The organism is Aliivibrio sifiae, from assembly GCF_002954705.1.
Taxonomy (GTDB): Bacteria; Pseudomonadota; Gammaproteobacteria; order Enterobacterales; family Vibrionaceae; genus Aliivibrio; species Aliivibrio sifiae_A.
The window spans coordinates 377,597-403,542 of the sequence record NZ_MSCO01000003.1; the positions used below are offsets into that span (position 1 = coordinate 377,597).

Here is a 25,946-nt window from a genome sequence, read left to right on the forward strand (position 1 = left end):
TTAGTTACAATGATGTTTTTCAAGGTAGCACATTGCTTCTTCTTTCCCCATGTATTTACTTAATGTTTTATGTGGCACATTGCTCATATCAACCACAATTAATCCATCTAGAGCATCATTAAAATCTGGGTCGACATTGAAGCAAACGAGCTTCCCATTAAGGCCTATATATTGACGAAGTAAAACGGGTAAGCCTTTTCCTTTTTCAATCCTGTTTAACACTTTAGATAACAACTTAAGGTCTCCGAGTAGAGATAGCATATCGCCGTTCCATACTTTTTTAAGTGCAGGTTTTAATGGTGTTGTTGCCGATACTAAAGCGGCTTTTTCATTATCGTAATGATGGATAGCAAGTGTAGATGCGATTAGTTGACGTGCAGATAAACTGTAATCATTACTAATACTCACTGGGCCAAATAAGTGGGTGTATTTAGGCCGCTGATAAACAAACGTTGAAATTCCTTTCCATAATAAAAGTAATGAACTGACATTTCGTTGGTATTTTTTTGCAATAACAGATCGTCCCACTTCAATTGAATCGTTAAGCGTATCAATAAATGGTTGTTGATAATTAAATAGGCTTCGAGAATATAATCCATCCAATCCAAACTCAGATATGAGCTCGTCGACTAATCCTAACCGGTATGAACCTACAATTTCTTTATTATCTTGATGCCAAATAAAAAGATGATAATAGTGCGTATCATATTCATCTAAATCACAAGCAAGACCTGTACCTTCACCGACTTCTCTGAAAGTAACCTCTCTTATGCGCCCTATTTCTTGCATTATATTGGGAATAGCCAGGCTTTTACTGCAATAAACAGAAAGTCCATTTTGTTCTAATAATTTGGCATCATTAGGTAGTGATGCTATTTCGTGCTCTAAAATCGTAATATTAATTGGTGCAATTACAGGAGGTAAAGTTTGAGCCAGCGCTTCTACGGGCGTTTCAGTGTCAGTATTGGTTGCCAGTAAATAGGTATTGAGCCTTAAATAATTAATCGTTTCAATTGGAGACCTAAAACCAGAGAGTTCTTTATGAGGAATAGCGGTTCCGATAGATAGATGAATTGTGTTCTCTTTTTTATTGAGCATTTCTCGACCCAACATTAATGTTCTTAATAATGGATGGATTTTTCCAGCAAGATAGAAGGTTTGGCTATTTTTACCATCAATATAAATAGGGACTGTCGTGGCATTGTGTTTTTCAATAAATTTCGCAGCAGAATAACTCCACCGTTTATCGGATAATAGTTTTGTTTCTTTATTGTAAGTAGACACTTCTCCTGCTGGAAAAATAATTAAAATCCCCTCATCTGCTAAGTGCTGATGGGCTTCTCGTAAAGCGTTGGTATTGGTTTTTTTTGCCTGCTTTGTTTCAAAAACATCTACGCCGATAAACAATTCACTAATTTCAGGTATTTGTTTTAAATACTCATTGGCTAATACTTTTACATCAGGACGGACGCGTCCGACCATTTCAGCTAATATTACTCCTTCTAAAGCCCCTAATGGGTGATTAGCAACAATCACGACAGGACCTGTTTTGGGGATGAACTCTAATTCCCCCTGATGGATATCATAAGTTACATTCAAGCGCTGAAGGGTGTAGCGCATAAACTCAAAACTATTTAATCCCAGGGGACGATTTTGATAATGGGTATCTAAACGATTTAGTCCTGTGACCCATTCAGCAAAAGATTCCCCAACGCCAAAAGGCGTGATCCTAGGAAGTCGAAATGGACTATTAATCATAAATTACAGTCCTTTTGGTTTTAGTAATAAAGCTAAGAAACTATCTTCAGATCTTAAGTCTTTTAAAGAAAGAAAAGCGCTGCATAACCAAACTAAGCAAGCCATTCCAAAGAGTAACCCACTATCATGGCCTATGATGTTCCCTGCCGTATCAAACTCAGGCATTTGAATACCAAGAGGGGTAAATAGATGAAAGAAAATTGCACCACTCATGATGCCGAAAGCCATGATGGCACCTAATCCATGAAAGCGAGTAAATAAAAGAATAGAGGCAATTAACTCAGCGGTGCCGATTAAATATCCACCATAGATACCAAACCAAGTAAAACCAGACCATTCAGCCAAGACGCCAAAAATATGATCAGTTTCATAAGATCCTGTGAACTTGAAAAACAACGATTGAATAAAAACAAAAGCGATAAAAATAGAGGGACCGTATTTTACTAATTTTTCTTTCATCATTATTTCCTTCTACGATTTTAGGGGGCTGTCTTTTTTATTTAAAGTCGTTATTTTTAGCGCTTATTTTTTAGTAGCTTAGGCCAATTTTTATCGCCTTGCGTAATGAAGCCTTGAATGTCTTCTTCCCATAAACCTTTAACTTGAGCGTCATAATTTAAATACAGTTTTCCAGCTACAATTGAAAATTGATTCGGATCACCTGGTGCTCGATCATTTTTTTCAGCGACAGCCCAAGCGCAAAATCCACCGTATTGAGGCGCGTATTTTGTTGGGTTCGCGCTAAACAAATCTAAGTTTTCTTGAGACGAAAAATACCAATCAGCGTCCATATAAGAGGTGACAAATTCAGAGTGTCCTTTTAGTGGTTTATCTGCTGTGAAATAACTGACACTGTCATAACCGTCAATGGCTTTATTGCTAAAAAAGCCAGTGTAAACAGCATCTGATGCAAAGGTAGCGTGGCTAAATAATAATATAAATAAACAGAATAACTTTTTCATAATCATGACCTTATGGTTTAAGTGTATGAATGAGTGTTGTCGTATGTACGGAAAGGAACATCATAGGCCAAATACTTTCTTGTTTGGCATGGTGAACCAGGAAGATAACGTAATGTGTTTTTTTTATTATCTACAATGATATGGGTAAAACTGACGGTTTGGGCATCTTGACGATGCATACAAGGAGACCGATGCCCTAGCTTAGGGTGGTGATGTTGATGGAATTGATTTAATGTTTTTCTATTTACTCCGGAGATAGTTAGTTCTTTATAAATCGATAAGCGATGTTCTATAACATTATCAGCATCGACAGATGAGGAGAGCATGGGTGAGCGAGGGCTAATTGATCTAAATGCTTTTCCATCCCAGAGAAACCCTTGAATTTTTTTATGTTCAACTGAATGATTAGGATGAAAGATTAATAAAGTAAAAGAGGCAAAGCGTGATGGTTCTATATTGGCGATCATTTTTTGAATGGAATGAATATCATCACAAGATGCTAATTCTTTTATAAGTAACCCACGACTTAGTGCATTGTTAGGGGGTAATTTTCCTTGGTAGTAATTCAATAGGCAGACTGAGATCCCGTGGTTATTTAGTGAAATCCAACTGCCTCCACCGACAGGATCGATTGGCATAATGTAATTAACATTATTTTCTTGGAACAATTGGGGGGATAATGCATCGGTTCTAGATCGTTGCTCATCTCGATTGAAAAATAATTCATAACCCGTTGAGGTGCTAAACCAAGACAGAGTACACATTAGACTTCCCCTCGTACATAACTCGTAGTCGTCGGTGCTAACCCAAAATTTGATTGAGTATTTATGCCGATTGAAAGGGTGATGATTTTAATTAATGCGTAATGATGAGAGGCATGAAGAGAGGCGAAGGTAATTTCTCGTTCAATGCTTGAAAGCATAATATGGTCTTTTTTCCTATAAGGACAAACTTCGGTAACTAATGAAACTGTAGAAGCTAGATTGCGAATAGGAAAAAGAGCCAACCAACGAATTACATCATTCAGTTCTGTGATGGCGAGTTTTTTGTTCGTTTCTATTTCATGACCTCGACGACGCACATTGTAATTAATTGGCTCATGGGGGGATTTTTGAATTAACGATTGAAACAAATCTAATATATGTCGAAAATGTTCACCGATAGAGCTTTCTATATGAGGTAATGCGAGGTGAACGTAATCACTATCGCTAATGGAATTGAGCAAAGATATTCCTTTTTTCAATTCATCAATACAGCCATTAATGACTGGAGATTGATGTGTATCTTGTAATGCTGGTGTCGGCATTAAAAACTCCTTCTTCTAATCGGTTGATGGGTATTGAAGAGTTAGTTGCTTTTCTTCTTTCCATGCCGCTAATAATTCTTTTATTTTTGGAGGGTGATGGCCCTGTTCCTTTTGCTGTGCGCCAATTTCAAATAAAATTTTGTATTGTTGTAATAGGGTTGAAAAGATCGTTTTTAGAGGCGTATTTCTATCCCAAATATGAGCGGCTTCACTGCTTGCGCCATTTATTTCTAAAATCGTAAAATCATCACCATTCATTAAAGAGTTCATATCTTTAAATTTCACATCTAGCCTACCGTAGTGAAATCCCTTTAAGTCATCAAAAATAGTATCTAAACGCTGGGCTAATTCATCTGTGATGTATTGGTTTCCATCTCTAAAAATAGAACCTCGACTATGGCTACCGGCAAACGCGAGTTGGAATTCTTTTCCTTCTTCTAGGATAGTCTCTAATTTTTCTTTATGGCGTGGTAAATACAAATGAGTTAATTGTCCGGCTCTACTGTCATTTTCTATTAACTGTTTTAATGTGCTGATGCCGTCCCCCATAACAAGCGGAGAATATTTAAGAGTAATCGAAATTATTGTCCCTTTTTTCTCGTTTGGATAACGGACATAAAAAATACCAGCCTCAGCAGAGTAAGGTGCTTTTTCTTGGATTAAAAAACGAGCATTGATAGGGAAGCTTTTAAAGTATTCACTTAATTGTTTTGGTGATTGAATTAGCTTAACGCCAACACCGCGACAACCTAGATCTGGTTTAGCAACAATTGGAAAAGAAAGATGTTGTTTATCCATTGCTTCAATGGCGTTTTGGGTTTGTTGTAAAATAGGGGTGTTAGTCGTTGTAATTGTAGTAAACGGAGATATCCATTGCTTAGCTATTGGGCCTGCAAGAGTTAAAATATCGTGTTTAGATTCACCAACCATTCCACTTAATTTTATTGATGGATTAGCAATCAGAGGAAGTGCAAAATCAAAATGTTTTATACCAAGACAAAAGCTTTGTATTACCACTGGAGTATAAAAAAACCAGCTTGGTAAAAACTCATAAGGAGAGATACTCCTATGAGTGTCGGGTTCTAGTAGAGGCATACCTGCATTGATATGACCACTGGTAATCGTATTGATGCTATTAACCATTACGTCAATTCCTTTGAAATTTTCTTTTTTGCAAATCGATTTGTGATAAATAAAACCAATGTCATTATTGGAATTAATAGCCATTGATGTTCACTGGCTCTTACCCAATGACTACTCCCTAAAAAGTACACACTAGGAAAAATAATAGCGGTCCATACTGCCGTTGCGCCCATCACAGCGATAAAAAAGGTGAATACACGAATATGAAATACGCCACTCAATGTAAAGCCAATACTCCTTAATCCCGGAATAAAGCGAATAATGAATAAATTAAGCATAGGATTGGATTGGAGTTTTTTCCTTAAGTAGCGTAAATGAGTATTGGTTAGAGTTTTGTATCGAAGTAATCGAAAGCGAGTAGAGAGTCGACCTAAAAAATATAATCCTAAATCGCCACTAGCAATACCAATAAAAGCGGCCATTAGGCCTATGGTAGGCGTAACCATTTCTTGTGCTGATAGGCTTGCTGCCGTGATGATTGCCAAGTCTTCAAGTAAGTAAGAAAGTAGAACTATGCCGATAAAAATAGAGAGTTCTGAGCTATGAGACGTGAATAATGCTTCTTGTATATTGGTGATTAAATCATTCATAGACCCTCCTTTTGTTATTTATTTAGAGTGGTATTTTATTATAAAAATGTAAAAATATGTTTCTCACTCGTTTTAATTTAAGCTCATTATTAATGATTGGTTCATTTTTATTTGGGTTTCTTATGAATGTGAGGTTTTGGTTACATCTTGGTATTGCGGCGGGATTGTTTGTTTTTTTCTTTATTGCTGCTTTCGTTTTTCATATTTATGAAGTGTTTTATTTTTTTTCATTTTTGGCTTATGGCATTTTAATTTTTAATTTACTTAGTGCTATCGTACATGCTGATAAATGGTTTCATTATGTACTTTGCAGTGTGCTATTAATTATTTTAGGGACGTTTGCATCAATAGATGTACTGTCAGCAAAAGAAGAGTTATTAGCGAGCTGGATAGAAATAGAATGGCTAGGGTTAACTAAAGAAAATATTGGTGATTATATTCAAGTTTTACTTATTTTAATTAATATTTTTACGGGGAGTCTGGCTGCCAATACGCTATTTTATGGCTTATGTAAAAAAAATAGCACCGTTAAATAACGATGCTATTTCTATTTTCAATCATTAACACAATAATTTAACGAGATTATTTACCTAAATTAATGTTGTATACCGCAAAACCAACATCATCAGTTGCGACTTTTTTCATTGGGTATTGACCCTTATTTTTAATGAATTGAGCTGCTTTTTCTGTTGGTGATGTTTCAAAGCGGATGTCCAGTTTTTCTCCACCTTCAATTGGAGCAAAAGACCAGTTGTTATCTGCTGATGGCTTAACTTGTCCCTCTTCTTTGCTTACTCGTGTTATGTAGTTAGAAAGAACGGTACGGTTTTCATCTGGCGAATCAAACGCGATAAAATCAGTGCCAGTACCTGGGAACTTATTGCTGTAAGCTCGGTAGTTATTAGTTGCGATAAGGAAATCTTGTTTCGCATTAATCGGTTTGCCTTGATAAGTTAAACCGACAATACGTTCAGAATCTTCGTTAATGACGTTACAGTCTCCATCATATTTTGCTGGTTGAGTAATATCAATTTGATAGTTAACGCCATCAATGACATCAAAGTTATAAGTACGGAAGCCATCCCAATTAATTAACTGTTGAGGTGCTGTACTATTGGTGTCGATTTGTTGGAATTGACCAGCAGAACACTCAAGCCATTCTTTCACTTCTTTACCTGTTACCTTCATCGCAACTAGCGTATTAGGATATAGGTATAAATCAGCCGCATTACGGAACGTTAATTGGCCCGATTCAACTTCGGTGAAGTTTGTTGGGTCATTTCCACGACCGCCTGCTTTAAATGGAGCAGCAGCAGAAAGTACAGGCGTGCCATCTAGATCAGGATCACCTTGGATGAAACGTTCTACGTAATCTTTTTGCGCTAGGTTCACGATTTGAACAGTAGGGTCATCTTGCACTAATGCTAAGAAGCTATACATAACATCGTCAGCTTTACCAATCGGTTGGTTAACAAAATCACGAGTGCCTTTATGATCTGCTTTTAATGCGTTTACAATCCCTTTATCTGCAGCAGCTAATGATTTGTTATTTTCTTTATCAAAGATAGGGCGAGCTTCCGACTCTCCGTTAACAACCGACCATTTACCATCTTTCTGTTTAAGTGTTAAATCCATAACACCGACGTGGCTACCCCAACGTCCCGGCATTACTGCTGCTACGCCATTCATCGTACCGTTTTCATTATCGATACCTTGTAGGTTGTCAAACCCTTTACCAGGGAAAACTGCATGAGAGTGACCAAAAGCAATGGCATCAATACCATCTACTTCTGAAAGGAAGTAAGTAGAGTTTTCTTCACCTTGTTTGTATGGGTCTGTTGAGACACCAGAATGAGGAATAGCAACGATTACGTCTGCACCTTCTTTCTTCATTTGTGGGATCAGTTCTTCCGCTGTTTCTTTGATATCACGAGCGAATACTTTTCCTTCAAGGTTTTTCTTATCCCACACCATAATTTGTGGCGGGACAAAACCGATATAACCAACCTTAATTTTATGCTCTACACCCGCAGTGTCTTTAAACACGTGAGTTTTAATTACATAAGGCTTGAAATAATGTTCTTTTGTTTTTGCGTCATAAACATTAGCGCTGATATAAGGGAAATCGGCGTCATTGATAGATTCCGCTAAGAAATCTAAACCGTAATTGAATTCATGGTTACCGATGTTGCCCGCATCGTAATCTAATTGGTTCATTGCTTTGTAAGCAGGGTGAACTTCGCCAGCTTTCAAGCCCTTATCTGCCATATAGTCACCCATTGGACTACCCTGAAGTAAATCACCATTATCAACAAGAACACTGTTTATCACTTCGTCGCGAGCTTCTTTTACTAGTGTTGCTGTACGTGCTAAACCAATTTTTTGAGAGGGTTTATCTTTGTAGTAATCGTAATCCATTAGATTGGTATGGATATCTGTTGTTTCTACAACACGCAATTTAATCACTTCGTTTGTATCTACTGGTGACGGTGTGCAGCCAGAAATTGTGAGTAAGCCTAAGCCAGCTAATACAGCAAGTGAAACAGGTTTAGCAGAGAGTTTCATGGTGTTCTCCAAGGGTGATAATCATAAAAGCGCCAATAAGATAACAGATTGATAATGTTATAAATGTAATCGTTCTCTCAATGTGTGCTGCTGATCTCGTTCCCGTGTGCTTTACGGTAACTAGATCACAGCTTAACTATAAATTCATCTTCTGCTTTTAATTTGCGATTTTTGAAATGAAACCTTTTTATTCGCAATCGTTAGCATTAAATCGAATAAAAAATGAAATTTTAGAATTTCAGGTAATAAAGTAACCCGTCTATAGTGCTTCTATTGGAATGAAAAATAGCCACCTAATGGAAAAGAGAATTGATGCAACCAAGATGCAATCAATTTCGATAATAGGTGCCATTACCAAATTTAGCCTAAAGGACAAAACACATGGACGCACAAAGACTAACCCACCTACAACAGCTAGAAGCCGAAAGTATTCACATTATTCGTGAAGTGGCTGCTGAGTTTGATAATCCAGTCATGATGTATTCGATTGGTAAAGATTCTTCAGTAATGTTGCATCTTGCTCGTAAAGCTTTTTATCCAGGCAAAATTCCATTCCCACTTCTTCATGTTGATACGGATTGGAAATTTAAAGAGATGATTGAGTTTCGCGAGAAGACCGCACAAAAGTATGGTTTTGATCTATTAGTACACAAAAACCCTGAAGGCATGGAAATGGGAATTAACCCATTTGTTCATGGGTCATCAAAGCATACCGACATCATGAAAACTCAAGGGCTAAAACAAGCGCTTAATAAATACGGTTTTGATGCTGCATTTGGTGGGGCTCGTCGTGATGAAGAAAAGTCTCGAGCAAAAGAACGTGTATATTCTTTCCGAGATAAAAATCATACGTGGGATCCGAAAAATCAACGTCCAGAATTATGGAATACTTATAACGGCCAAGTGAATAAAGGGGAGAGTATTCGAGTATTCCCATTATCAAATTGGACTGAGCTTGATATCTGGCAATACATCTACTTAGAGAACATTGAAATTGTTCCTCTTTATTTATCTGAAAAACGCCCAGTTGTTGAGCGTGATGGCATGTTGATCATGGTAGACGATGAGCGCTTAGAGTTAGAAGAGGGTGAAGAGATTCAACATAAAGACATTCGTTTTAGAACCCTAGGTTGTTACCCATTGACAGGGGCTGTGGAATCTACCGCTAATACCTTACCTGAAATTATTGAAGAGATGTTAGTTGCGACCTCTAGTGAGCGTCAAGGACGGGCGATAGACCATGATTCATCGGGGTCGATGGAGCTGAAAAAACGTCAAGGTTACTTTTAATATCGGGCATCTAAGAAAGGATTAAATTATGAATAGTGCAGTAGAGCAGCAACTGGAAGAGCTTGGTATTGAAGCTTATTTGAAAGAACATCAATACAAATCATTACTTCGATTTTTAACCTGTGGTTCGGTGGATGATGGTAAAAGTACCCTCATAGGCCGATTGCTACATGATTCAAAACAAATTTATGCAGATCAACTTGATGCGGTTCATGCCGATAGTCAGCGAGTGGGGACAACGGGCGATCGCCCTGATTTAGCTTTGTTGGTTGATGGCTTACAAGCTGAGCGTGAACAAGGGATCACGATTGATGTTGCTTATCGTTATTTCTCAACTCAAAAGCGTAAGTTTATTATTGCAGATACTCCGGGACATGAGCAGTACACTCGTAATATGGCAACGGGAGCATCAACCTGTAATGTTGCTGTTATTTTGATTGATGCGCGTAAAGGTGTACTTGACCAAACTCGTCGTCATTCTTATATCGCGAACCTTTTAGGTATCCGTCATTTTGTTGTAGCGGTAAATAAAATGGATTTAGTTGATTATTCTGAATCTCGTTTTGAAGAGATTAAAGAAGAATACTTAACGTTTTCGAAAAAGTTGAATAATCCTAATCTAGAAATTTCTATTTTACCGTTATCTGCATTAGAAGGTGATAACGTTGTTAACCCTAGCGAAGCCTTAGCTTGGTATCAAGGTGCTCCGTTATTAGAGGTTCTTGAGAATATTGATATTGATGCTGATCGAGGTAATGGCGAATTTAGATTCCCAGTGCAGTATGTGAATCGCCCTAATTTGGACTTTCGTGGTTTTGCTGGAACCGTTTCGGCAGGAGGGATTTCTGTTGGGGATGAGATCATCGCTTTGCCATCAGGGAAAAAATCAAAAGTTGCTCGTATCGTAACGTTTGATGGTGATTTACTTTCGGCACAAGCTGGCCAAGCAGTGACGTTAACGTTGGAAGATGAAATTGATGTTAGCCGTGGTGACTTGTTAGTTAAATCGAATACAAATCTACAGGCGACAGATCAATTTAAAGCTGAAATTGTATGGATGACAGAAAAAGGCTTACAACCTGGTCGTCAATACGATATCAAAATTGCAGGTAAGAAAACGGTAGGTCAAATTGATGCCATTCATCATCAAGTGAACATTAATAGTTTAGATACATTTGATGCCACAGAGCTACCATTAAATGGTATTGGCTTATGTGATGTATCACTAACTGAGACGGTAAGTTTAGATCGCTACCAAGATTGTGCAGATACTGGTGGTTTCATTTTTATTGATCGCTTAACGAATGTAACGGTAGGGGCAGGGATGATCCAAAACCTTTCTGAACTGAGTGATGTGAAACCTATTAATGATAATGTCAGTGCGTTTGAGGTGGAGTTAAATGCGTTAGTTCGTAAGCATTTCCCTCATTGGGGAGCACAAGATATTTCTAAGCTGTTAAGTTAATCGCTTAAAAGGAATATTTTATGGCATGGGAACAAGGATTCGTTCTAGCATTGTTGGCATTTATTATCGTTAGTTTATTAGCGAGTAAATTAAAACCTAGTGTGATTTTTGCGGGCTCGGCGTTTATTGCTTTTATGGTAGGGATGCTTGATTTACCTAGCTTGGCAAAAAACTTTACTAACTCGTCATTATTGACATTAGTGCTATTGATCCTGAGTTCTTGTGCTTTAGAAAAAACACGTCTTATCAGTTGGGTAGGGCGTTATATTTCAGAAGGAAGGCTAGGGAGTGTGGTAGGCAAATTAGGTCTATCGACTGCTGTCCTTTCTTCTTTTACTAATAATACCGCGGTAGTGGTTTCTTTAATTGGTGCAATAAAACGTAATCAACGTCATGCACCATCCCGTCTTCTTATTCCTCTTTCTTATGCTGCTATTTTAGGTGGAACACTGACCCTAATTGGCACATCAACCAACCTTATTATTAATAGTTTTGTTGAAGATGCTGGCTTACCAAGTTTGAGTTTCTTTGCTCCAACCGCAATTGGACTGGCGGTATTGTTTGGTGGGTTATTAATTTTAATTCCATTGAGTTATTTATTACCGGCATACGATGAAGGTAGTAATGATGAATTACCTTATTTTTTAGAGGCGAGGGTTGAAGGTGGCTCTCCATTGGTTGGTAAATCAATTGCAGAGAATAATTTACGAGCTTTACGGAAGTTATTTTTAGCAGAAGTGATAAGAGAAGGGAAAACCATTGCATCAGTTGATCCTGAAATGGTGCTGCTTGCAGGAGACCGACTGCTTTTTTGTGGTGATATTGAAAGCGTTACTACGTTGCAAGAAATAAATGGGTTAACACTTTTTGGTCAACATCATTTAAATGGGCAAAATTTAATTGAAGTCGTGGTAAGCCAGTCAGCTTCTATTCGCGGGAAGAGCATTAAATCGTCACAATTTAGAGATCGGTTTGATGCAGTAGTCGTAGCTATTCGACGTGGGCACGAACGCCTTGAAGGTGGCTTGGGGAAAATTGAATTGCAAGCTGGCGATACGTTAGTCTTAGTGCCAGGTAAAAATTTTGAACAAAGTAAACAGCAGCTTAAGCGAGAGTTTGTCATTATTAGTGATTTAGATTCAGCAGCAAAACTAGATGGAGATAAAAGCGCTTTAGTTTTATTAGGGTTTGCAGGAGTTGTTGCCGCTGAGTTGTTAGATATATTTCCAATTATTAAGGGGTTGTCTGTTTATTTGTTGGCTCTTTTAGCGTTAGGAGTGATTAATGTTGGTGAGTTACGTCGTCGATTTCCCATTGATATCGTTGTTATTGTTGGCGCCGCATTATCAATCGCTCAATTGATGTTGTCATCAGGATTGTCAGTTCAGCTTGGCGATATGTTTATCACATTGTTTAATGGATGGGGAGTGATGGGGGCGTTAATTGCTGTCTATTTGATTACTCTCGTATTAACGGAATTAATTACTAATAATGCAGCAGCGGCTCTCGCTTTTCCTATTGGCTATAGTATGGCGCTTGGCTATGGTGTTGATCCTATGCCTTTTATTATGGCGGTTCTTTTTGGAGCCAGTGCGAGTTTTATTTCTCCCTATGGTTACCAAACTAATTTATTAGTATTTAGTGTGGGTAATTACACGCTACTTGATTACGTAAAAGTGGGATTGCCGATGTCGATTATTTATTCGATATTGGTATTGACGCTAATCCCTTATTTTTTCCCATTTTAATTCAAGGACGAAACATGACAGTTAAAGACGTTGTTAAAAATGAAAATATCGTTTGGCATCAACACCTAGTAACGAAAGAAACTCGTTCGATACTGAAGAAACAAAAACCCGCAGTGCTATGGTTTACGGGATTGTCAGGCGCAGGGAAATCAACCATTGCTGGTGCATTAGAAATTAAACTTGCTGAGCTTGGCTATCATACTTATTTGTTGGATGGTGATAATGTTCGCCATGGTTTATGTCAGGATCTAGGCTTTTCGGATCATGATAGGCAAGAAAATATTCGACGTATTGGTGAGCTAGCAAAACTAATGGCAGATGCGGGTCTAATTGTATTAAGTGCATTCATCTCACCTCATAGAGCTGAAAGAGAAATGGTGAGAAATTTATTACCTAATAGTGAGTTCTTAGAAGTATTTGTAAACACATCATTGAGCGAGTGCGAAAAAAGAGATCCGAAAGGGTTATATAAGAAAGCAAGAGCGGGAGAGATAAAGCATTTCACAGGTATTGATTCAGAATACCAACAACCGCTCAATCCTGAGATTGATTTACCAGCTGGTAGTCAGTCAATTGATGCACTTGTTGATCAATGCCTAAATGAATTAAGAGTTCGAGAGATTATTTAACTTTAAAATGAATAATATTTAAGCGCCCAAACCGAGGTAGGTTTGGACGCTTATTTTTAAGCCATGGTTGAAATGCTTTTCTTTACGTCAGTTTCCACAATAAACTTTTGGCTGAGTAAAGCGATGACATTATCGTAATAACTTTCGTTGGGTTTGTTACCTAATAATTTACACAGTTCTGCACCTGTTGGGCTAAAGCGATAATACACAAGGCGAGAGCCTTTTTGCATTGGCTTTATTGCTAATTGTTTTCCTTGATATTGAAGGGGCAGTGCTGGTTCAAATTCAATTTCACCAGATTCAAGTTCAGTACCAAGTAATAAACCGAGCTCAATTAATAACAACAAGCTTGAATAGGGAAGTTTATAGTTACCTAAGTGAACTAATTGTGGGCCGTCAGCTTTATAGAAATTGAATAAAGTGCCTGCACACTTATAACCTAACAAAAGTTTTTTGCTATTGTCTTGCCCAAAACTACAAGCTAATGATGCCGCACGCTGAAAAGTTTGAGCTTCACGTTGAGTCATGTCTTTTAATACTTTTAATGCTTTCATTGAGGTAGAACCAGGAGTTATTACCTCTTGTTTGAAAATTTGACTCCATAAGCGTTGCATTGAGGGATCATGAATGTCTTGGGCCATTTCAAAGAATCGATGGAGCCAATCAGGATCAGGATCTCCGGCTGTTTCATCTTTACAATAATCGTGAGCAAACTTGATAATTTGTTCTAAGTTTTGTTGCTGTTGTTCTCGTAGGATCTTCTCTCTATACAGGGCACGTTTTAATAATGTTTCTTCTGGTTTTGGTGGATGAAGTTTAGCGGCTAAACCTTGTTTTAGTGCGATTTCTTTTAGGCGCCGAGCACTACTAACAACATAGTGTTCTTTTTTATGTGTTTGTTGTTCTTTAGGTTGTTCATCTTTTGTGATGACACTTTGTTGTGAGCTCATGGGATTGCTTAGCCTTAATCACTAAATGGTTCTATTTTTATATTATCGGTATTAGGAAATAAAAACTTTAATATCGGAGCAATATTTAGAAAATACTTATAAAAAACCACTTGGAATGTAGCCAAATGATAAATATTTGTTAAAATATTGATTCGTTAGTTGTGCTAGATAGGAAGAGTTATGAAAGGATTAAGTTTTAAAAAAATATTACTTGGCGTTATCTTAGCTAGTGGTTACGCAATAACACTGGTTTATCTTTCTCATTACGTATGATTATTTAAAATAAACCAGTGTTTGCAATTATGTTGCCGCTATTTATTCGTCGTCATATTCTTCTAAGCGAACACCTTCGATAAGATACCCTGTTTCTGCAAGTTCACTATTAATAGTTTCAGTCTTTAGCTTTCCAACAATGTAAATCACATCCCATAGTTGTTGAATCGGAGCGCCTTTCTCAAATTTTACGTAGATGATCTGGTTTGGTGGTGGTGGTGGAACATGGATGCAAGCACCAAAATAAGGGACAAGTAAGAACTCGGTAATCATTTTGTCATCCCCTTCAAGTGGAATAACAAAGCCGGGGATCTTCACCATACTTCCGTTTAACTCTTGCCTAACCCCACCAACAAGTGATTGCTGCATGGTACCACCATTATGGTCTATTTTTGGCATACCTACGGAATCAAATTGGTGACGTTCTTGCTGTGGAATTAAATCGATCCAATCCAGTTTTAATACATCATCACTGTGTGCGAATAATGGCAATATGAGTAAGATAAAAGCGAGCAGTTTGTTCTTCATGGGATACCTCTTAAAGTCTAATGGTCATGCCGTCGCTGAGTGAGTTTTTATAAGCTTGAATAGCCGGAATTACCCCAATAATAAAGCCAGATAACAAAACAACAGCGAGTAATTTTAACTCATATAATGTTGGTAGTGTTAGTTCAAGGGCTATGCCATAATATTGCTGAATTATAGGCTGTAATATTGCTAATGATAGGTATAAGCCTATAAGACCTACGATGATCCCAAAACTGGTGATGACGATTGCTTCGCTAACCAGTAAAGTGAAAATATGCTTAGGTTGCGCTCCCATTGATCTTAGAATAGCCATCTCTCGACGCCGTTCTTGTAAGCTCGTCAATAAACTGGTTAGCATTCCCATTAAACCTGCTACAACAACAAAGATAGAAACAGCAAGCAATGCTTGTTCTGCTACAGACATCATTCCCCATAATTCATGTAAGGCTATTCCTGGAAGGATGGCGCTTAGTGGTTCTTTTGTGTAGTCATTGATATAGCGTTGCAGGGCAAAAGTCTGGATTTTTGAATTAAGTCCAAGCATAAATGCTGTGATTTCTTTTGGTTCAAATTTATGTTGTTCTAAGATTTTTGCATCTGGCGTATTGCCTAGATGAGCCCCACTTTCCCAACCGACATGTATTGCTTCTATTGCGCCAAGTGAGACATGTAATGTTTTATCTACTGGAGTTCCTGTTGGTTTTAAAATACCAGTCACCGTAAAGGGTAATTTATCATGGCGAGTGAATGATTTATCACTAATTCCATGGGCTATAATTAATTTATCTCCAAGATGATAGTTCAGTTTTTTTGCAACATCTGCACCGAGGACTACATCGAATAATTGAGTAAAAGGCTTACCTTCTTTAAAAGCTAACGGTTGTTTTTTTCCATATTGATAAAACCGGAAGTAATCTTGATTGGTTCCCATGACTCGAAAGCCTTTGTGTGAATCACCAAGAGAAATAGGGATTGACCATTTTACAGAGCGTTGATTGCTAATCTCTTGATAACTTTTCCAGTCAATATTGTTGGTTGCATTACCGATTCTAAATACAGAATAAAGTAAGAGGTTTACTTGTCCTGAGCGTGCTCCAACGATTAAATCTGTATTGGAAATTGTGTTGGCAAAGCTTGTTTTCGCTTGTGTTCTAATGCGTTCAACGCCCATCAATAACATGACAGAAATAGCGATAGTTACAATGGTTAGAATTACGGTTGTTTTGCGGTTTTTTAAACTTTTCCAAGCCAGCTGTGCGATACCTATCATGTGATATCTCCTACGTTATTCAGTTCTCTCAAATCAATACTGTGGTCAAACAAAGACTCTAAGCTAGGATCATGACTGACAAATAACAAGCTTGCGCCACTTTCTTCACACTCATTCATTAAGAGCTGAATAAAGGCAAATCGAGTTTCGTGATCTAATGCTGAGGTGGGTTCATCCGCAATAATTAATTTTGGCTTTCCAATAAAGGCTCTTGCTGCTGCGACTCGTTGTTGTTGGCCAATACTGAGGTCGGTTATTGGCTTATCAAAATGAGAAGAAGGTAATTGAAGCGTAGTTAAAAGACGTTTCGCTTCATTAATGAGTTCTTGTTTTGATAACGATTTTTTGGAGGAGAATTGATACGGCAATATAACGTTATCAATAACCGATAAATAAGGAAGAAGATTAAACTGTTGGAAAATATAACCAATATGGTCAGCTCGAAATCGATCTCTTTGGTTCGATGTAAGTTGATTGATGTCTATACCGTTAATGATAACGGTCCCTTCCGTTGGCGATAATATCCCAGTAAGTAGACTAAGTAAGGTTGATTTACCACTGCCGCTAGGACCTTTGATAAATACTTTCGACCCCTGATTTTGTTGATAAATTGGAATGTCCAGCGTACGTTCTGTTTGATTTGGCCAGTAAAATGTAAGATTTGATAATTCAATAATATTCATCATTATTATGGCGGTGTTACCACCGCCATGCCTGCTTATAAGTTTACAGTCGGTGCATCAGCAGTGAGGGTTGTAGCTTTCTGCCCTGAGTTACCTAAATATTGAACTGTCATTTTTTGGCTATGAGTAAAATGCTTAAACCATTGAGTTTCAATTTCATTTAGTTGTGAAATGGCTTCACAATGGTATTCATATTGGGCATTAAATTCGCCATGCTTGCTATGTTCTTTATGGTGTTCACCATCATGCTGGTCGTGGTCGTGGTCGTGGTCGTGGTCGTGGTTATCGTTAGTTAGATTATGAGAAACATGAACCTCTTCTAAAGTACATTTCGCATCTTTTTGCAGTGTGAAAATCATGGTTGGATTATTTAATGTTTTTACTGCTTGAGAAAGAACTTGTTTTTGTTCTTCGTTTTTAGGGGCATGCTCAAAACCTACAACATCAGCACCTGGAGCTGTAATTTCAAATAGTAGGTGTTCACCATCTTGAGCAATATTAGTCTCTATGACACCATGAACATGTGCTCCATGTTGGCGATGTTCACTTCCGTGATCATGATGGTCGTGGTCATTAGCGTTTGCAGCATAAGAAATTGAAAATAAAGAGCTAGAAATAGCGATACTAAGTAGCATTTTTTTATTAGAGATAAGCATGTGTGCTTCCTATTATTTAAGAGTGATAAATTAATGTATTTATTGAATTAAAAAATAAGAAAAGGTGGAGCGCGTGAGTGTACGGTAATAGACGATGGGTCATTATTTTCTACAATAGAGAATAATGAAGATATGATTTGTTGAGGAATAATTGGAAGAGAGACAATATGAGTAAGAACGCCTGAACCCATTGAGTGAAATAATTGGCAATGGTGATTTTCATGGTGCTGTATGTTTGAATCTATTTGGTGGTTTGCAATTTGAAAACCAAACAGCACTAAAAGAGTAACAAAACTCCAAGTCAACCAGCGCTGTTTAGTAAAAAAATACGATCGCATTATACCGCCCTAAAGATATCTAGAGTTGTAAATGTAATAATATAACATTTTATAAGCAAGCCATTTATTTAAAGCTGACTATGAATTAAGTCGATCACTTGCTTTATTTGATCAACGGATAACTTTCCTTCCTGAACAAAAAGAACGCTTCCTTGTTGGTCTTGAACAATGATGGTTGAATTTTCTTTTTTAAGATCCCAAGCTTTAGCTACGGCACCATTTTCATCAAGAACCATAGAAGACCACGAGAATTCCTTTTTACTTTCTTCAGCCGAAGATTTTACAAAACCACCAGTACCCCAAATAGAATCGTCTTGATTGATGATAGTTGTTGTTTGATATTTTGTTTCGGGGAACTTTTCTAGCGTAATGGCACTCATAAGATCAGCATTCATTGCTTTAGCGCTACTGCGGCCTGCAATAACTTGCAGAACTCTTACTTTTCCTTTGAGTTGTTCTGTATCCCACTTGCTATATTGGAATGCATTATCAACATAAAAAATCTCTCCATATTGGGTTACTGAGATTGATGGTACTGGTTGATTTAGCACAATGTTGTGAGCAAAAGAAAGGGAAGGTAGTAGGCAAGCTGTGAGTACTAATAGTTTTACTTTTTTCATTATAGTTATCCTTAGATATGAGTTTGGATAGTGTAGTGCAGAGAAAAAGAAAAAGCGATTCGACCAGTAATATGTAATTATTGATATTTGTTAATTAAATGTGAAGTCTAACTTGTTGTACGCTGTTCTGTGTCTTATAATGTTATTCGATGTCTCTCAAAGACATTTTTAGGTAAGGCATAGTGACGATGTACAATATGTTTTGATGGACTATTAATAAAACCTTATATGGATTATTGAGGTAATGGCTATGTTTAGAAATTTTAAGGCTTATCGACCACTTCAAGTAGCTCGGTTTGTAAAAACGTTATTTAAAGGAAAGCTTCATATTGAGGGAGTTGGTTCATTCGAGTTTGACGGAGGGAAGCTCCTTATGCCAAATAATGAAAATAAAAAAATGCTATCAGTTATGAGTGAGGTTAATCAGCATATTCGTCAACTTTCTCTTGCTCCAGCCTAAAACCAATGAATAAAAAGAAAAGGTGCTTCTGAAAAGAGCACCTTTTTTAATTATATGAAACAAACCCCAGTCCCACCTAGGCCACAGTATCCATTTGGATTTTTGGCTAAGTATTGTTGGTGTTCTTCTTCTGCAAAATAGAAGGTTGATGCTGCCTTAATTTCAGTTGTAATAGGGTGGGTAATGTTTTGTGCTCGTAAGGCGGTTTGGTATTGTTGTTTTGTTTGTTCGGCAATTAATTGTTGATGATTGGAATGAGTATAAATTACGGATCGATATTGTGTGCCGATATCATTGCCTTGTCGCATTCCTTGAGTGGGGTCGTGCTTTTGCCAAAAAGAATGAAGCAAGGTTTCTATAGATATGATTGAAGGGTCAAAAATGACCTTAACAACTTCTGCATGTTCAGTACTACCTGAGCAAACCTCTTTATAAGTAGGATCTATTGTTTTTCCTCCGCTATATCCAACAGCGGTAGAATACACGCCTGGTAATTGCCAAAAGAGGCGCTCAGCTCCCCAAAAGCAACCCATCCCAAAATAAATAACATCATGCTCTTTAGGCTGGTTATTTAAATTAACGTTAAAGATAAAATGAGGGGATAGATTCATCGCGTTACTTTTATTTATCGTCATGTCGCATCCTTCACCTGAGTCATTTGGAAGAGTTTTACCTTGTGCTACTCTACAAAGCGAGTAAATTACCATTACATAGAATGTATTATTGAATCAATAGAATAATTATCAGTATGACAAAGAAGTTACCCCTCTTTTTTATTTCCTGTTTGTTTATTATGCCAGCTTACGTGATAGCCGAAACAGAGTTAGACATTGAGGGTTTAGAAGGACCTTTATTGAGTAATGTAGAAGCTTACATCTCAGAAATACCAGAAGAAGATTATTCCGTTTCTCTTCGCTTTCAATCTCGCCTTGAGGAAAGCATTAATGACGCACTCAAAGCGTTAGGCTATTACCAGCCAGTAACTACTTTTACCGTTGAAGGGGAAGAAGGAGATCATACTCTTTTAATCACTATTGACCCTGGAGAGCCTGTTTATATCTATGTCAGTGATATATTAATTACGGGTGAGGCTAAAAATGATGTCGATTTTATTCAAGCTGTAGATAATTCTGGTTTGAATTTAGGGCAAGTATTAAATCATGGTAGTTATGAAAGTTTGAAAAGTACATTACAAAATTTAGCGTTAAGGAAGGGCTATTTTGATGGAGACTTTTCATTAAATCAATTAGAAGTTGCTCCTGGGCGACATCAGGCAATGGTGCGTTTGCATTATGATAGTGGCCAGCGCTATAGCTTTGGTGTAACGACGATTAAAGGAAGCCAGATTGAAGAAAAGCGTGTCCGCTCAATTATTCCTTTTAAAGAGGGTGACCCATACCTTGCAAGCCAAATTGGCGATCTAAACCAATCACTTTCTAATACTGAATGGTTTTCCTCTGTTTATGTTGAGCCTGATCTTAACTCTGTAGGAAAAAGCCGGCAGTTACCGATGAAAGTTCATTTATCACCACAAGTACGTAATCAAATCGAAACAAGTATTGGTTACTCCACTGATGTTGGTGTTAGAGGTAAGATTCGTTGGAAAAAACCATGGTTAAATCAATATGGGCACAGTCTAGATAGCGCTATTTCTGTCTCAAAGCCAGAACAAGAAGCAACAGTGTCATATAAAATACCTCTCGAGCAAGTGCTTAAAGATTATTACATTGTTAAGTATGGTTTGAAGAATGTAGATAATAGAGATACCGACAGTTTAGAATCAAATTTGGCTTTTGAAAGGCATTGGGTATTTGATTCTGGGTGGCACCGTACTATTTACACTCGTTTTCTTTATGAAGAATTTACCCAAGGTATTCAAGATGGTTCTGCATGGCTAGTGCTTCCTGGTATTTCGTTTTCGCAGACACGGAGCCGTGGTGGCACGATGCCAATGTGGGGGGATAAAAAAGCCTTCACGATTGAAGCTACAGATCAAGCTCTAACCTCTGACGCCAAACTACTTCGTCTTCAAGCCCAGGGAGCGATTATTCGTAGCCTTGGGGAGAATCATCGAGGTGTTGCTAGGGCGGAAGTCGGGGCAATTTATACAGATAACTTTTATAAATTACCACCATCTATCCGATTCTTTGCAGGTGGTGACAATAGTATTCGTGGTTATGGTTATGAAGAGGTGTCTCCAAAAGATAGCGAAGGTTATTTAACTGGTGGTCAATTTATGGCAACAACAAGCCTAGAGTATCAATATCGAGTTGTTGGCAATTGGTGGTTAGCAACATTTGTGGATTACGGTGATGCTTGGATAGAAACACCTGATTGGAAAATGGGGGCGGGTATGGGGATTCGATGGGCCTCTCCTGTTGGACCTGTTCGATTAGATTTTGCGTGGGGCTTTGATGCTGAACCTGGTGATGAATTTAAAATTCATTTTACGTTAGGGCCTGAAATATGAGTTCTTTAGATATAGAAGCAAAGAAAAAAATATTAAAAAAGAGGCATAAATTAAGCCGTCATTGTATTTGTTTAGCGTTATTTTTACCAAGCTTCCTACTAATTACTCTCTTATTGATAGGAGCATTAGTTTTTACTAACACAGGATTAAAATTGATTGTTTGGGGGGCCGAAAAAGCATTACCTCAACTATCAATAAAAAGTACAAAAGGAAGTTTGCTTCCTGAATTCTCTTTATCTGGCGTATCTTATAAGGATAAAGAGCTACTTAATGTTGATATCTCTGACTTTCATCTAGCAATTACAGCTAAATGCTTAATGCAGCCGTCTATTTGTATTGATGATATATCTATAAATGGATTGACTTTAGACTTCCCTAAATTACCACAACCGACTGAGCAATCAGTTAATGAAAAAGAGGAGGCACCAAATAAGCTGCTTTCTATTCCATTACCCATAAATATATCCAATATTACTCTTAATAATGTTAATGCTAATATTTTAGGTAACCATCTTCAATGGAATACGTTTTCTACAGGTATAGAGCTATATAAAAGTGATTTAACTATTACTCCTTTGAAGTGGCAGCATATCCGTGTTGAGTTAGCTAAGGGTAGAATCAAAGGGCCTTCAACAGAAAAAGTCCCTGCACCGGAGGATGAGACGACAATTACTCTACCAGATGTTTATATCCCTCTTAATATTAACGTTGAACAGTTTAAGTTACGTGATTTCATTTTAGAGCAAGAGGTCCCTGTAGAGATCAATCAATTAAACTTTAAGGGATTTGCTGGTGAATCTAATGTACACATTTCAGAGTTTTATTTAGATATGCCCCAAGTAGATGTGTCTTTAAAAAATGACATTACTTTAAAAGATGATTACCCATTAAACCTAGAAGCAACTGCTGAATTAAAAGAAACTGAATTAAAAGGACATAAAATTAAACTGATTGCGGGAGGAAGCATTGCAGATTTAGATGTTAATTTGCGCATTTTGGGTGGGTTAAAGGCGACGGTAGATATAGATGTTCAACCATTAGAGAAAACGTTGCCTTTTGAGCTTCATGTATCTAAGACCGATTTATATTGGCCATTAATCGGAGAAAAAGAGTTTAAGTTATCGGTCCCTAATATAAAGGCAAAGGGAGAGCTTGATAAATACCGATTTTCGGGAGCTTTATATATAGACGGGAAGGCTATCCCTCAAACAGACCTTCGACTGGAAGGTAAAGGGAACTTACAGGAAGTTAATTTTTCTGATTTCATGATTGATACATTAGGCGGAACTATTTCTGGTAATGCTGAAGTTAATTGGGCTTCTTTAGCTAATTGGAAAAGTACGGTTTATTTACAAAATATTCAACCAGGACTTCAATGGACTGCAGCAGAAGGTAACATTAGTGGGAAAATCGTGACTGCTGGAAATCTAACAGAAAAAGGTGGCTGGGAGGTAAGCACGCCTATTATTGATATTAATGGTATATTTAGAAAATATCCGTTGCATATTAATGGTGTCTTAAATGCCGATGATATTAATGGCGCTGGTGAACCACACATTGATATTTCACAGTTAACCCTAAATCATGGCGATAATGGACTTTCTATTTCAGGTTCTTTAGATAAAGAGTGGAATCTTGATGTTGATATTGATTTCCCTGAGTTGTCAGATAGTGTCCCAGAGGTTCTCGGAAAGATCGTTGGTAATATTGAATTAACGGGAAAACTAGCAGAGCCACGAATTAATATTGATATAGATGCTTTAGGTCTGAAAGTTAAAGAAGGCACATTAAAAAAAGCGTCGATTCAGGGATATATTATACCAACACCTATGATTGATGCTGATGTGAGTATCAATCTATTAGATGGCCAATATCAAAAGCACGCCCTTAATGATTTGGTTATCCGTTTTAGTGGTAAAGAACATAATCATAAATTACAAATTGATTTAGATTCGAATGTGATTGATTCCCATCTATTATTTAAAGGTGCACTAAACCGAAATAAAGGATGGCAAGGTGAGTTGAGTGAAGCTGATGTTAATACTGATATTGGCTCATGGAAATTAGATAAGAAAGCTTCTCTTGCTTATGATATTAAAAAAGAAGAGCTTTTTGTACAGGCGAATTGCTGGAGTCAGGGGAATACTTCTTTATGTCTTAATAAAGATTTAAGAACTGGAAAATCAGGTAGTGCAGACGTGAGTATTAAGCATTTTGAATTCAATAAAATTAAGAAGTTCTTACCTGAAGAAACTGCTATTACAGGAGAGGTTAACCTTGATGCATTAGCCAAGTGGTCGAGTGGCACAAAACCATATATTAAGGCTGCCCTCTATCTACCAGAAGGTAATGTGCAACAAAAAATGGAGGAAACACTTAAAGTAGGGTGGGATAAAATTCTTATTAATGCAGAAATGCAAAATGATGAACTATCAACCGATTGGTTAATTTCATTAACGGGCAATGGTCTGCTGAAAGGAAACCTTAAGATAGATAATCCTACTGGAAGCAAAGAATTAAGTGGTAACTCAAAGATCGAACAGCTTTCATTAAAGATGCTTAAACCCCTTCTTGGTGAATACAGTCAATTAAACGCAATGATTAATTCTGATATTAATATCTCGGGTAAAGCAGAACACCCTAAATTATCAGGGGACCTTAACGTTGAGAATATTGAAGTAAAGGGGGAAGTGTCACCTGTAGACATTAATGACGGAAATATAAATATAAACCTTGCTGGTCATAGCGGGAAACTAACATCAGTGATAACTACATCAGATGGTGACCTTAATATTACAGGAACTGGTGATTGGTCTGACTTAGCTAACTGGAAAGTAGGATTAGATGTTTATGGCAAAGAGCTTCAAGTTAATGTTCCACCTATGGTCAAATTAAAAGTAAAACCTGATATGAAAATTAGGATAATTCCGACATTGGCAAAAATCACAGGCTCTATTGGTATTCCATGGGGAAGGATTGTAGTTAAAGAATTACCTGAAAGTGCTATTGGGATATCAAAAGACGAGGTCATTTTAAATGATGATTTACAACCAGTAGAAAAAAGCACTGCATTACCAATGAAGGTTGAAACTGATATCAATATTAGTATTGGTGATGATGTCCTTTTATCAGCATTTGGTTTAGAGGGCGGCTTGATTGGTAAGTTGAACATCACTCAGAAGAATAAAGGCCCGTTTATTACTGGAGAGGTAAACATTAAAGACGGAACGTATCGCTCGTTTGGTCAGGATCTTGAGATTACTAAAGGTAAGATATTATTTAATGGCCCGGCAGATCAACCTTATGTTGATATTGAAGCTATTCGTAATCCTGATAATACTAGAGACGATGTTACTGCTGGAGTTCGAGTTAATGGCCCTGCGGATACTCCCAAAATAGAAATTTTCTCTTCGCCTAGTATGCCACAAGCTAACGCTCTTTCTTATTTACTAAGAGGGCAGGATATTGGTAGTGATACTGGTGGTAATGCAATGACGACAACTTTAATAGGATTAAGCTTAGCAAAGAGTGGCAAAGTCGTTGGTGAAATAGGCCAAGCGTTTGGAGTTCAAGATCTGCAATTAGATACAGCGGGATCAGGAGAGGAGTCTCAAGTAACAATTAGCGGTTATATAGCACCAGACTTACAAGTTAAATATGGTGTTGGTATCTTTAATTCTATTGGAGAGTTTACATTAAGGTATCGAATTCTCAGTGATCTATATATAGAAGCAGTTTCTGGAGTTGATGGTGCAGTGGACTTAATTTATCAATTTTCTTTTGATTAAACATTAATTGTGGATAAGTCTGTGGGAAAGCTGTGTTCCCCGTAAGGGTAATAAAGTATAACTTTACTATCGTTTAAATGACCATCAAACAGTAAGAAAATATAGAAAAAAGAGCATTTAAAGCTTGCTAATATGATCGAGCTCTCTATAATGCGACCTCACTGACACGGAGCGCTCAACATAGAGCAGCTAAGGGTTGGTTATAAAAACGGTTCAGAATTAAGTTTCAAATAAGTGCTTGACACTGAGACTTAAATCGATAAAATGACCTTCGTCTTCACAGAAAAGCGAAAAAGCTTTGAAAGTAGAAGAAAAGCTCTTTAACAATTTGAAATCTATTAATCTGTGTGGGCACTTGTGAGTTGATAATCACTAGTTTGTTCTTGCTTCTCGAAGTAAGACAAGCAAAATAATCAATGAACTGAGTGACTACACAAAATTACTTTTATGTAAT

24 protein-coding genes are annotated in these 25,946 nt (G+C 37.3%); 8 read left to right on the plus strand and 16 right to left on the minus strand.

Translation table 11 applies throughout. The annotated features are described in order from the left end of the window. From BTO22_RS19190 to BTO22_RS19220, 7 genes are read right to left on the minus strand one after another with little or no spacing between them, the layout of a single operon-like run. Positions 1-1,758 carry a lysophospholipid acyltransferase family protein gene (locus BTO22_RS19190; RefSeq protein ID WP_105056864.1) on the minus strand — a complete coding sequence of 586 codons (1,758 nt, stop codon included), beginning with the start codon at positions 1,756-1,758 and terminating at the stop codon, positions 1-3. A 3-nt stretch (positions 1,759-1,761) separates the two neighbouring features. Continuing rightward, positions 1,762-2,217 (minus strand): hypothetical protein, encoded by a 456-nt coding sequence (locus BTO22_RS19195; protein ID WP_181044704.1) that lies wholly within the window; start codon positions 2,215-2,217, stop codon positions 1,762-1,764. A gap of 56 nt (positions 2,218-2,273) precedes the next feature. Beyond that, entirely contained in the window at positions 2,274-2,720 is a 447-nt protein-coding gene (locus BTO22_RS19200; protein WP_105056866.1) for a YHS domain-containing (seleno)protein, read from the minus strand. 17 nt (positions 2,721-2,737) lie between these two features. Then, a complete protein-coding gene (locus BTO22_RS19205) occupies positions 2,738-3,484 on the minus strand; it encodes an NRDE family protein (protein WP_105056867.1) in 747 nt (248 codons plus the stop codon). Next, entirely contained in the window at positions 3,484-4,026 is a 543-nt protein-coding gene (locus tag BTO22_RS19210) for a hypothetical protein (protein ID WP_105056868.1), read from the minus strand. The genes BTO22_RS19205 and BTO22_RS19210 overlap by 1 nt, the downstream gene beginning before the upstream one ends. Before the next feature lie 15 nt (positions 4,027-4,041). Beyond that, positions 4,042-5,169 (minus strand): D-alanine--D-alanine ligase, encoded by a 1,128-nt coding sequence (locus tag BTO22_RS19215; protein ID WP_105056869.1) that lies wholly within the window; start codon positions 5,167-5,169, stop codon positions 4,042-4,044. Further along, positions 5,169-5,759 carry a DedA family protein gene (locus BTO22_RS19220; RefSeq protein WP_105056870.1) on the minus strand — a complete coding sequence of 197 codons (591 nt, stop codon included), beginning with the start codon at positions 5,757-5,759 and terminating at the stop codon, positions 5,169-5,171. Before BTO22_RS19220 ends, BTO22_RS19215 begins: the two co-directional genes overlap by 1 nt. Positions 5,760-5,851: 92 nt before the next feature. Here BTO22_RS19220 and BTO22_RS19225 point away from each other — a divergent pair, with 92 nt between their 5' ends. After that, positions 5,852-6,295, plus strand: a complete 444-nt coding sequence (locus tag BTO22_RS19225; protein WP_258132714.1) for a hypothetical protein — start codon at positions 5,852-5,854, stop codon at positions 6,293-6,295. Positions 6,296-6,341: 46 nt separating this feature from the next. On the opposite strand, the gene BTO22_RS19230 is transcribed toward BTO22_RS19225, so the two are convergent. Further along, positions 6,342-8,324: a bifunctional 2',3'-cyclic-nucleotide 2'-phosphodiesterase/3'-nucleotidase gene (locus tag BTO22_RS19230; protein WP_105056871.1), complete on the minus strand. Its 1,983-nt coding sequence runs from the start codon at positions 8,322-8,324 to the stop codon at positions 6,342-6,344. A gap of 381 nt (positions 8,325-8,705) precedes the next feature. Here BTO22_RS19230 and cysD point away from each other — a divergent pair, with 381 nt between their 5' ends. The 4 genes from cysD to cysC are packed head-to-tail and all read left to right on the plus strand — an operon-like array spanning position 8,706 to position 13,456. Next, positions 8,706-9,614, plus strand: a complete 909-nt coding sequence (gene cysD / locus BTO22_RS19235) for a sulfate adenylyltransferase subunit CysD (RefSeq protein WP_105056872.1) — start codon at positions 8,706-8,708, stop codon at positions 9,612-9,614. Between the two features lie 28 nt (positions 9,615-9,642). Then, positions 9,643-11,079 carry a sulfate adenylyltransferase subunit CysN gene (gene cysN, locus BTO22_RS19240; RefSeq protein ID WP_105056873.1) on the plus strand — a complete coding sequence of 479 codons (1,437 nt, stop codon included), beginning with the start codon at positions 9,643-9,645 and terminating at the stop codon, positions 11,077-11,079. 20 nt (positions 11,080-11,099) lie between these two features. Then, positions 11,100-12,827, plus strand: coding sequence for an SLC13 family permease (locus BTO22_RS19245; RefSeq protein WP_105056874.1), 1,728 nt, complete (start codon positions 11,100-11,102; stop codon positions 12,825-12,827). A 14-nt stretch (positions 12,828-12,841) separates the two neighbouring features. Next, positions 12,842-13,456, plus strand: coding sequence for an adenylyl-sulfate kinase (gene cysC, locus BTO22_RS19250; protein ID WP_105056875.1), 615 nt, complete (start codon positions 12,842-12,844; stop codon positions 13,454-13,456). 56 nt (positions 13,457-13,512) lie between these two features. On the opposite strand, the gene BTO22_RS19255 is transcribed toward cysC, so the two are convergent. From BTO22_RS19255 to BTO22_RS19285, 7 genes are all read right to left on the minus strand, one after another. Then, the gene (locus BTO22_RS19255) at positions 13,513-14,406 is read right to left on the minus strand and encodes a TIGR03899 family protein (protein WP_105056876.1); all 894 of its coding nucleotides are present in this window, start codon (positions 14,404-14,406) and stop codon (positions 13,513-13,515) included. Positions 14,407-14,721: 315 nt separating this feature from the next. Beyond that, positions 14,722-15,207, minus strand: coding sequence for a DUF3299 domain-containing protein (locus BTO22_RS19260; RefSeq protein ID WP_105056877.1), 486 nt, complete (start codon positions 15,205-15,207; stop codon positions 14,722-14,724). A gap of 10 nt (positions 15,208-15,217) precedes the next feature. Beyond that, complete coding sequence (locus BTO22_RS19265) at positions 15,218-16,477, minus strand: ABC transporter permease (protein WP_105056878.1); 1,260 nt, start codon at positions 16,475-16,477, stop codon at positions 15,218-15,220. Continuing rightward, positions 16,474-17,160, minus strand: coding sequence for an ABC transporter ATP-binding protein (locus tag BTO22_RS19270; protein ID WP_105056897.1), 687 nt, complete (start codon positions 17,158-17,160; stop codon positions 16,474-16,476). Before BTO22_RS19270 ends, BTO22_RS19265 begins: the two co-directional genes overlap by 4 nt. Positions 17,161-17,195: 35 nt before the next feature. Further along, complete coding sequence (gene zrgA / locus BTO22_RS19275; protein ID WP_105056879.1) at positions 17,196-17,816, minus strand: zinc uptake protein ZrgA; 621 nt, start codon at positions 17,814-17,816, stop codon at positions 17,196-17,198. Between the two features lie 47 nt (positions 17,817-17,863). Beyond that, positions 17,864-18,154 carry a DUF2607 family protein gene (locus BTO22_RS19280; RefSeq protein WP_105056880.1) on the minus strand — a complete coding sequence of 97 codons (291 nt, stop codon included), beginning with the start codon at positions 18,152-18,154 and terminating at the stop codon, positions 17,864-17,866. Between the two features lie 68 nt (positions 18,155-18,222). After that, positions 18,223-18,774, minus strand: a complete 552-nt coding sequence (locus BTO22_RS19285; protein WP_105056881.1) for a YtfJ family protein — start codon at positions 18,772-18,774, stop codon at positions 18,223-18,225. 250 nt (positions 18,775-19,024) lie between these two features. Between BTO22_RS19285 and BTO22_RS19290 the strand changes: the two genes are divergently transcribed. Further along, a complete protein-coding gene (locus tag BTO22_RS19290) occupies positions 19,025-19,234 on the plus strand; it encodes a DUF1107 domain-containing protein (RefSeq protein ID WP_105056898.1) in 210 nt (69 codons plus the stop codon). Between the two features lie 50 nt (positions 19,235-19,284). Here BTO22_RS19290 and msrA read toward each other — a convergent pair whose 3' ends face one another. Beyond that, a complete protein-coding gene (msrA, locus tag BTO22_RS19295) occupies positions 19,285-19,845 on the minus strand; it encodes a peptide-methionine (S)-S-oxide reductase MsrA (protein ID WP_258132719.1) in 561 nt (186 codons plus the stop codon). 137 nt (positions 19,846-19,982) lie between these two features. Between msrA and tamA the strand changes: the two genes are divergently transcribed. After that, entirely contained in the window at positions 19,983-21,704 is a 1,722-nt protein-coding gene (gene tamA / locus BTO22_RS19300; RefSeq protein ID WP_105056883.1) for an autotransporter assembly complex protein TamA, read from the plus strand. After that, entirely contained in the window at positions 21,701-25,492 is a 3,792-nt protein-coding gene (tamB, locus tag BTO22_RS19305; protein ID WP_105056884.1) for an autotransporter assembly complex protein TamB, read from the plus strand. Before tamA ends, tamB begins: the two co-directional genes overlap by 4 nt. The last annotated feature ends 454 nt before the right edge of the window (positions 25,493-25,946 follow it).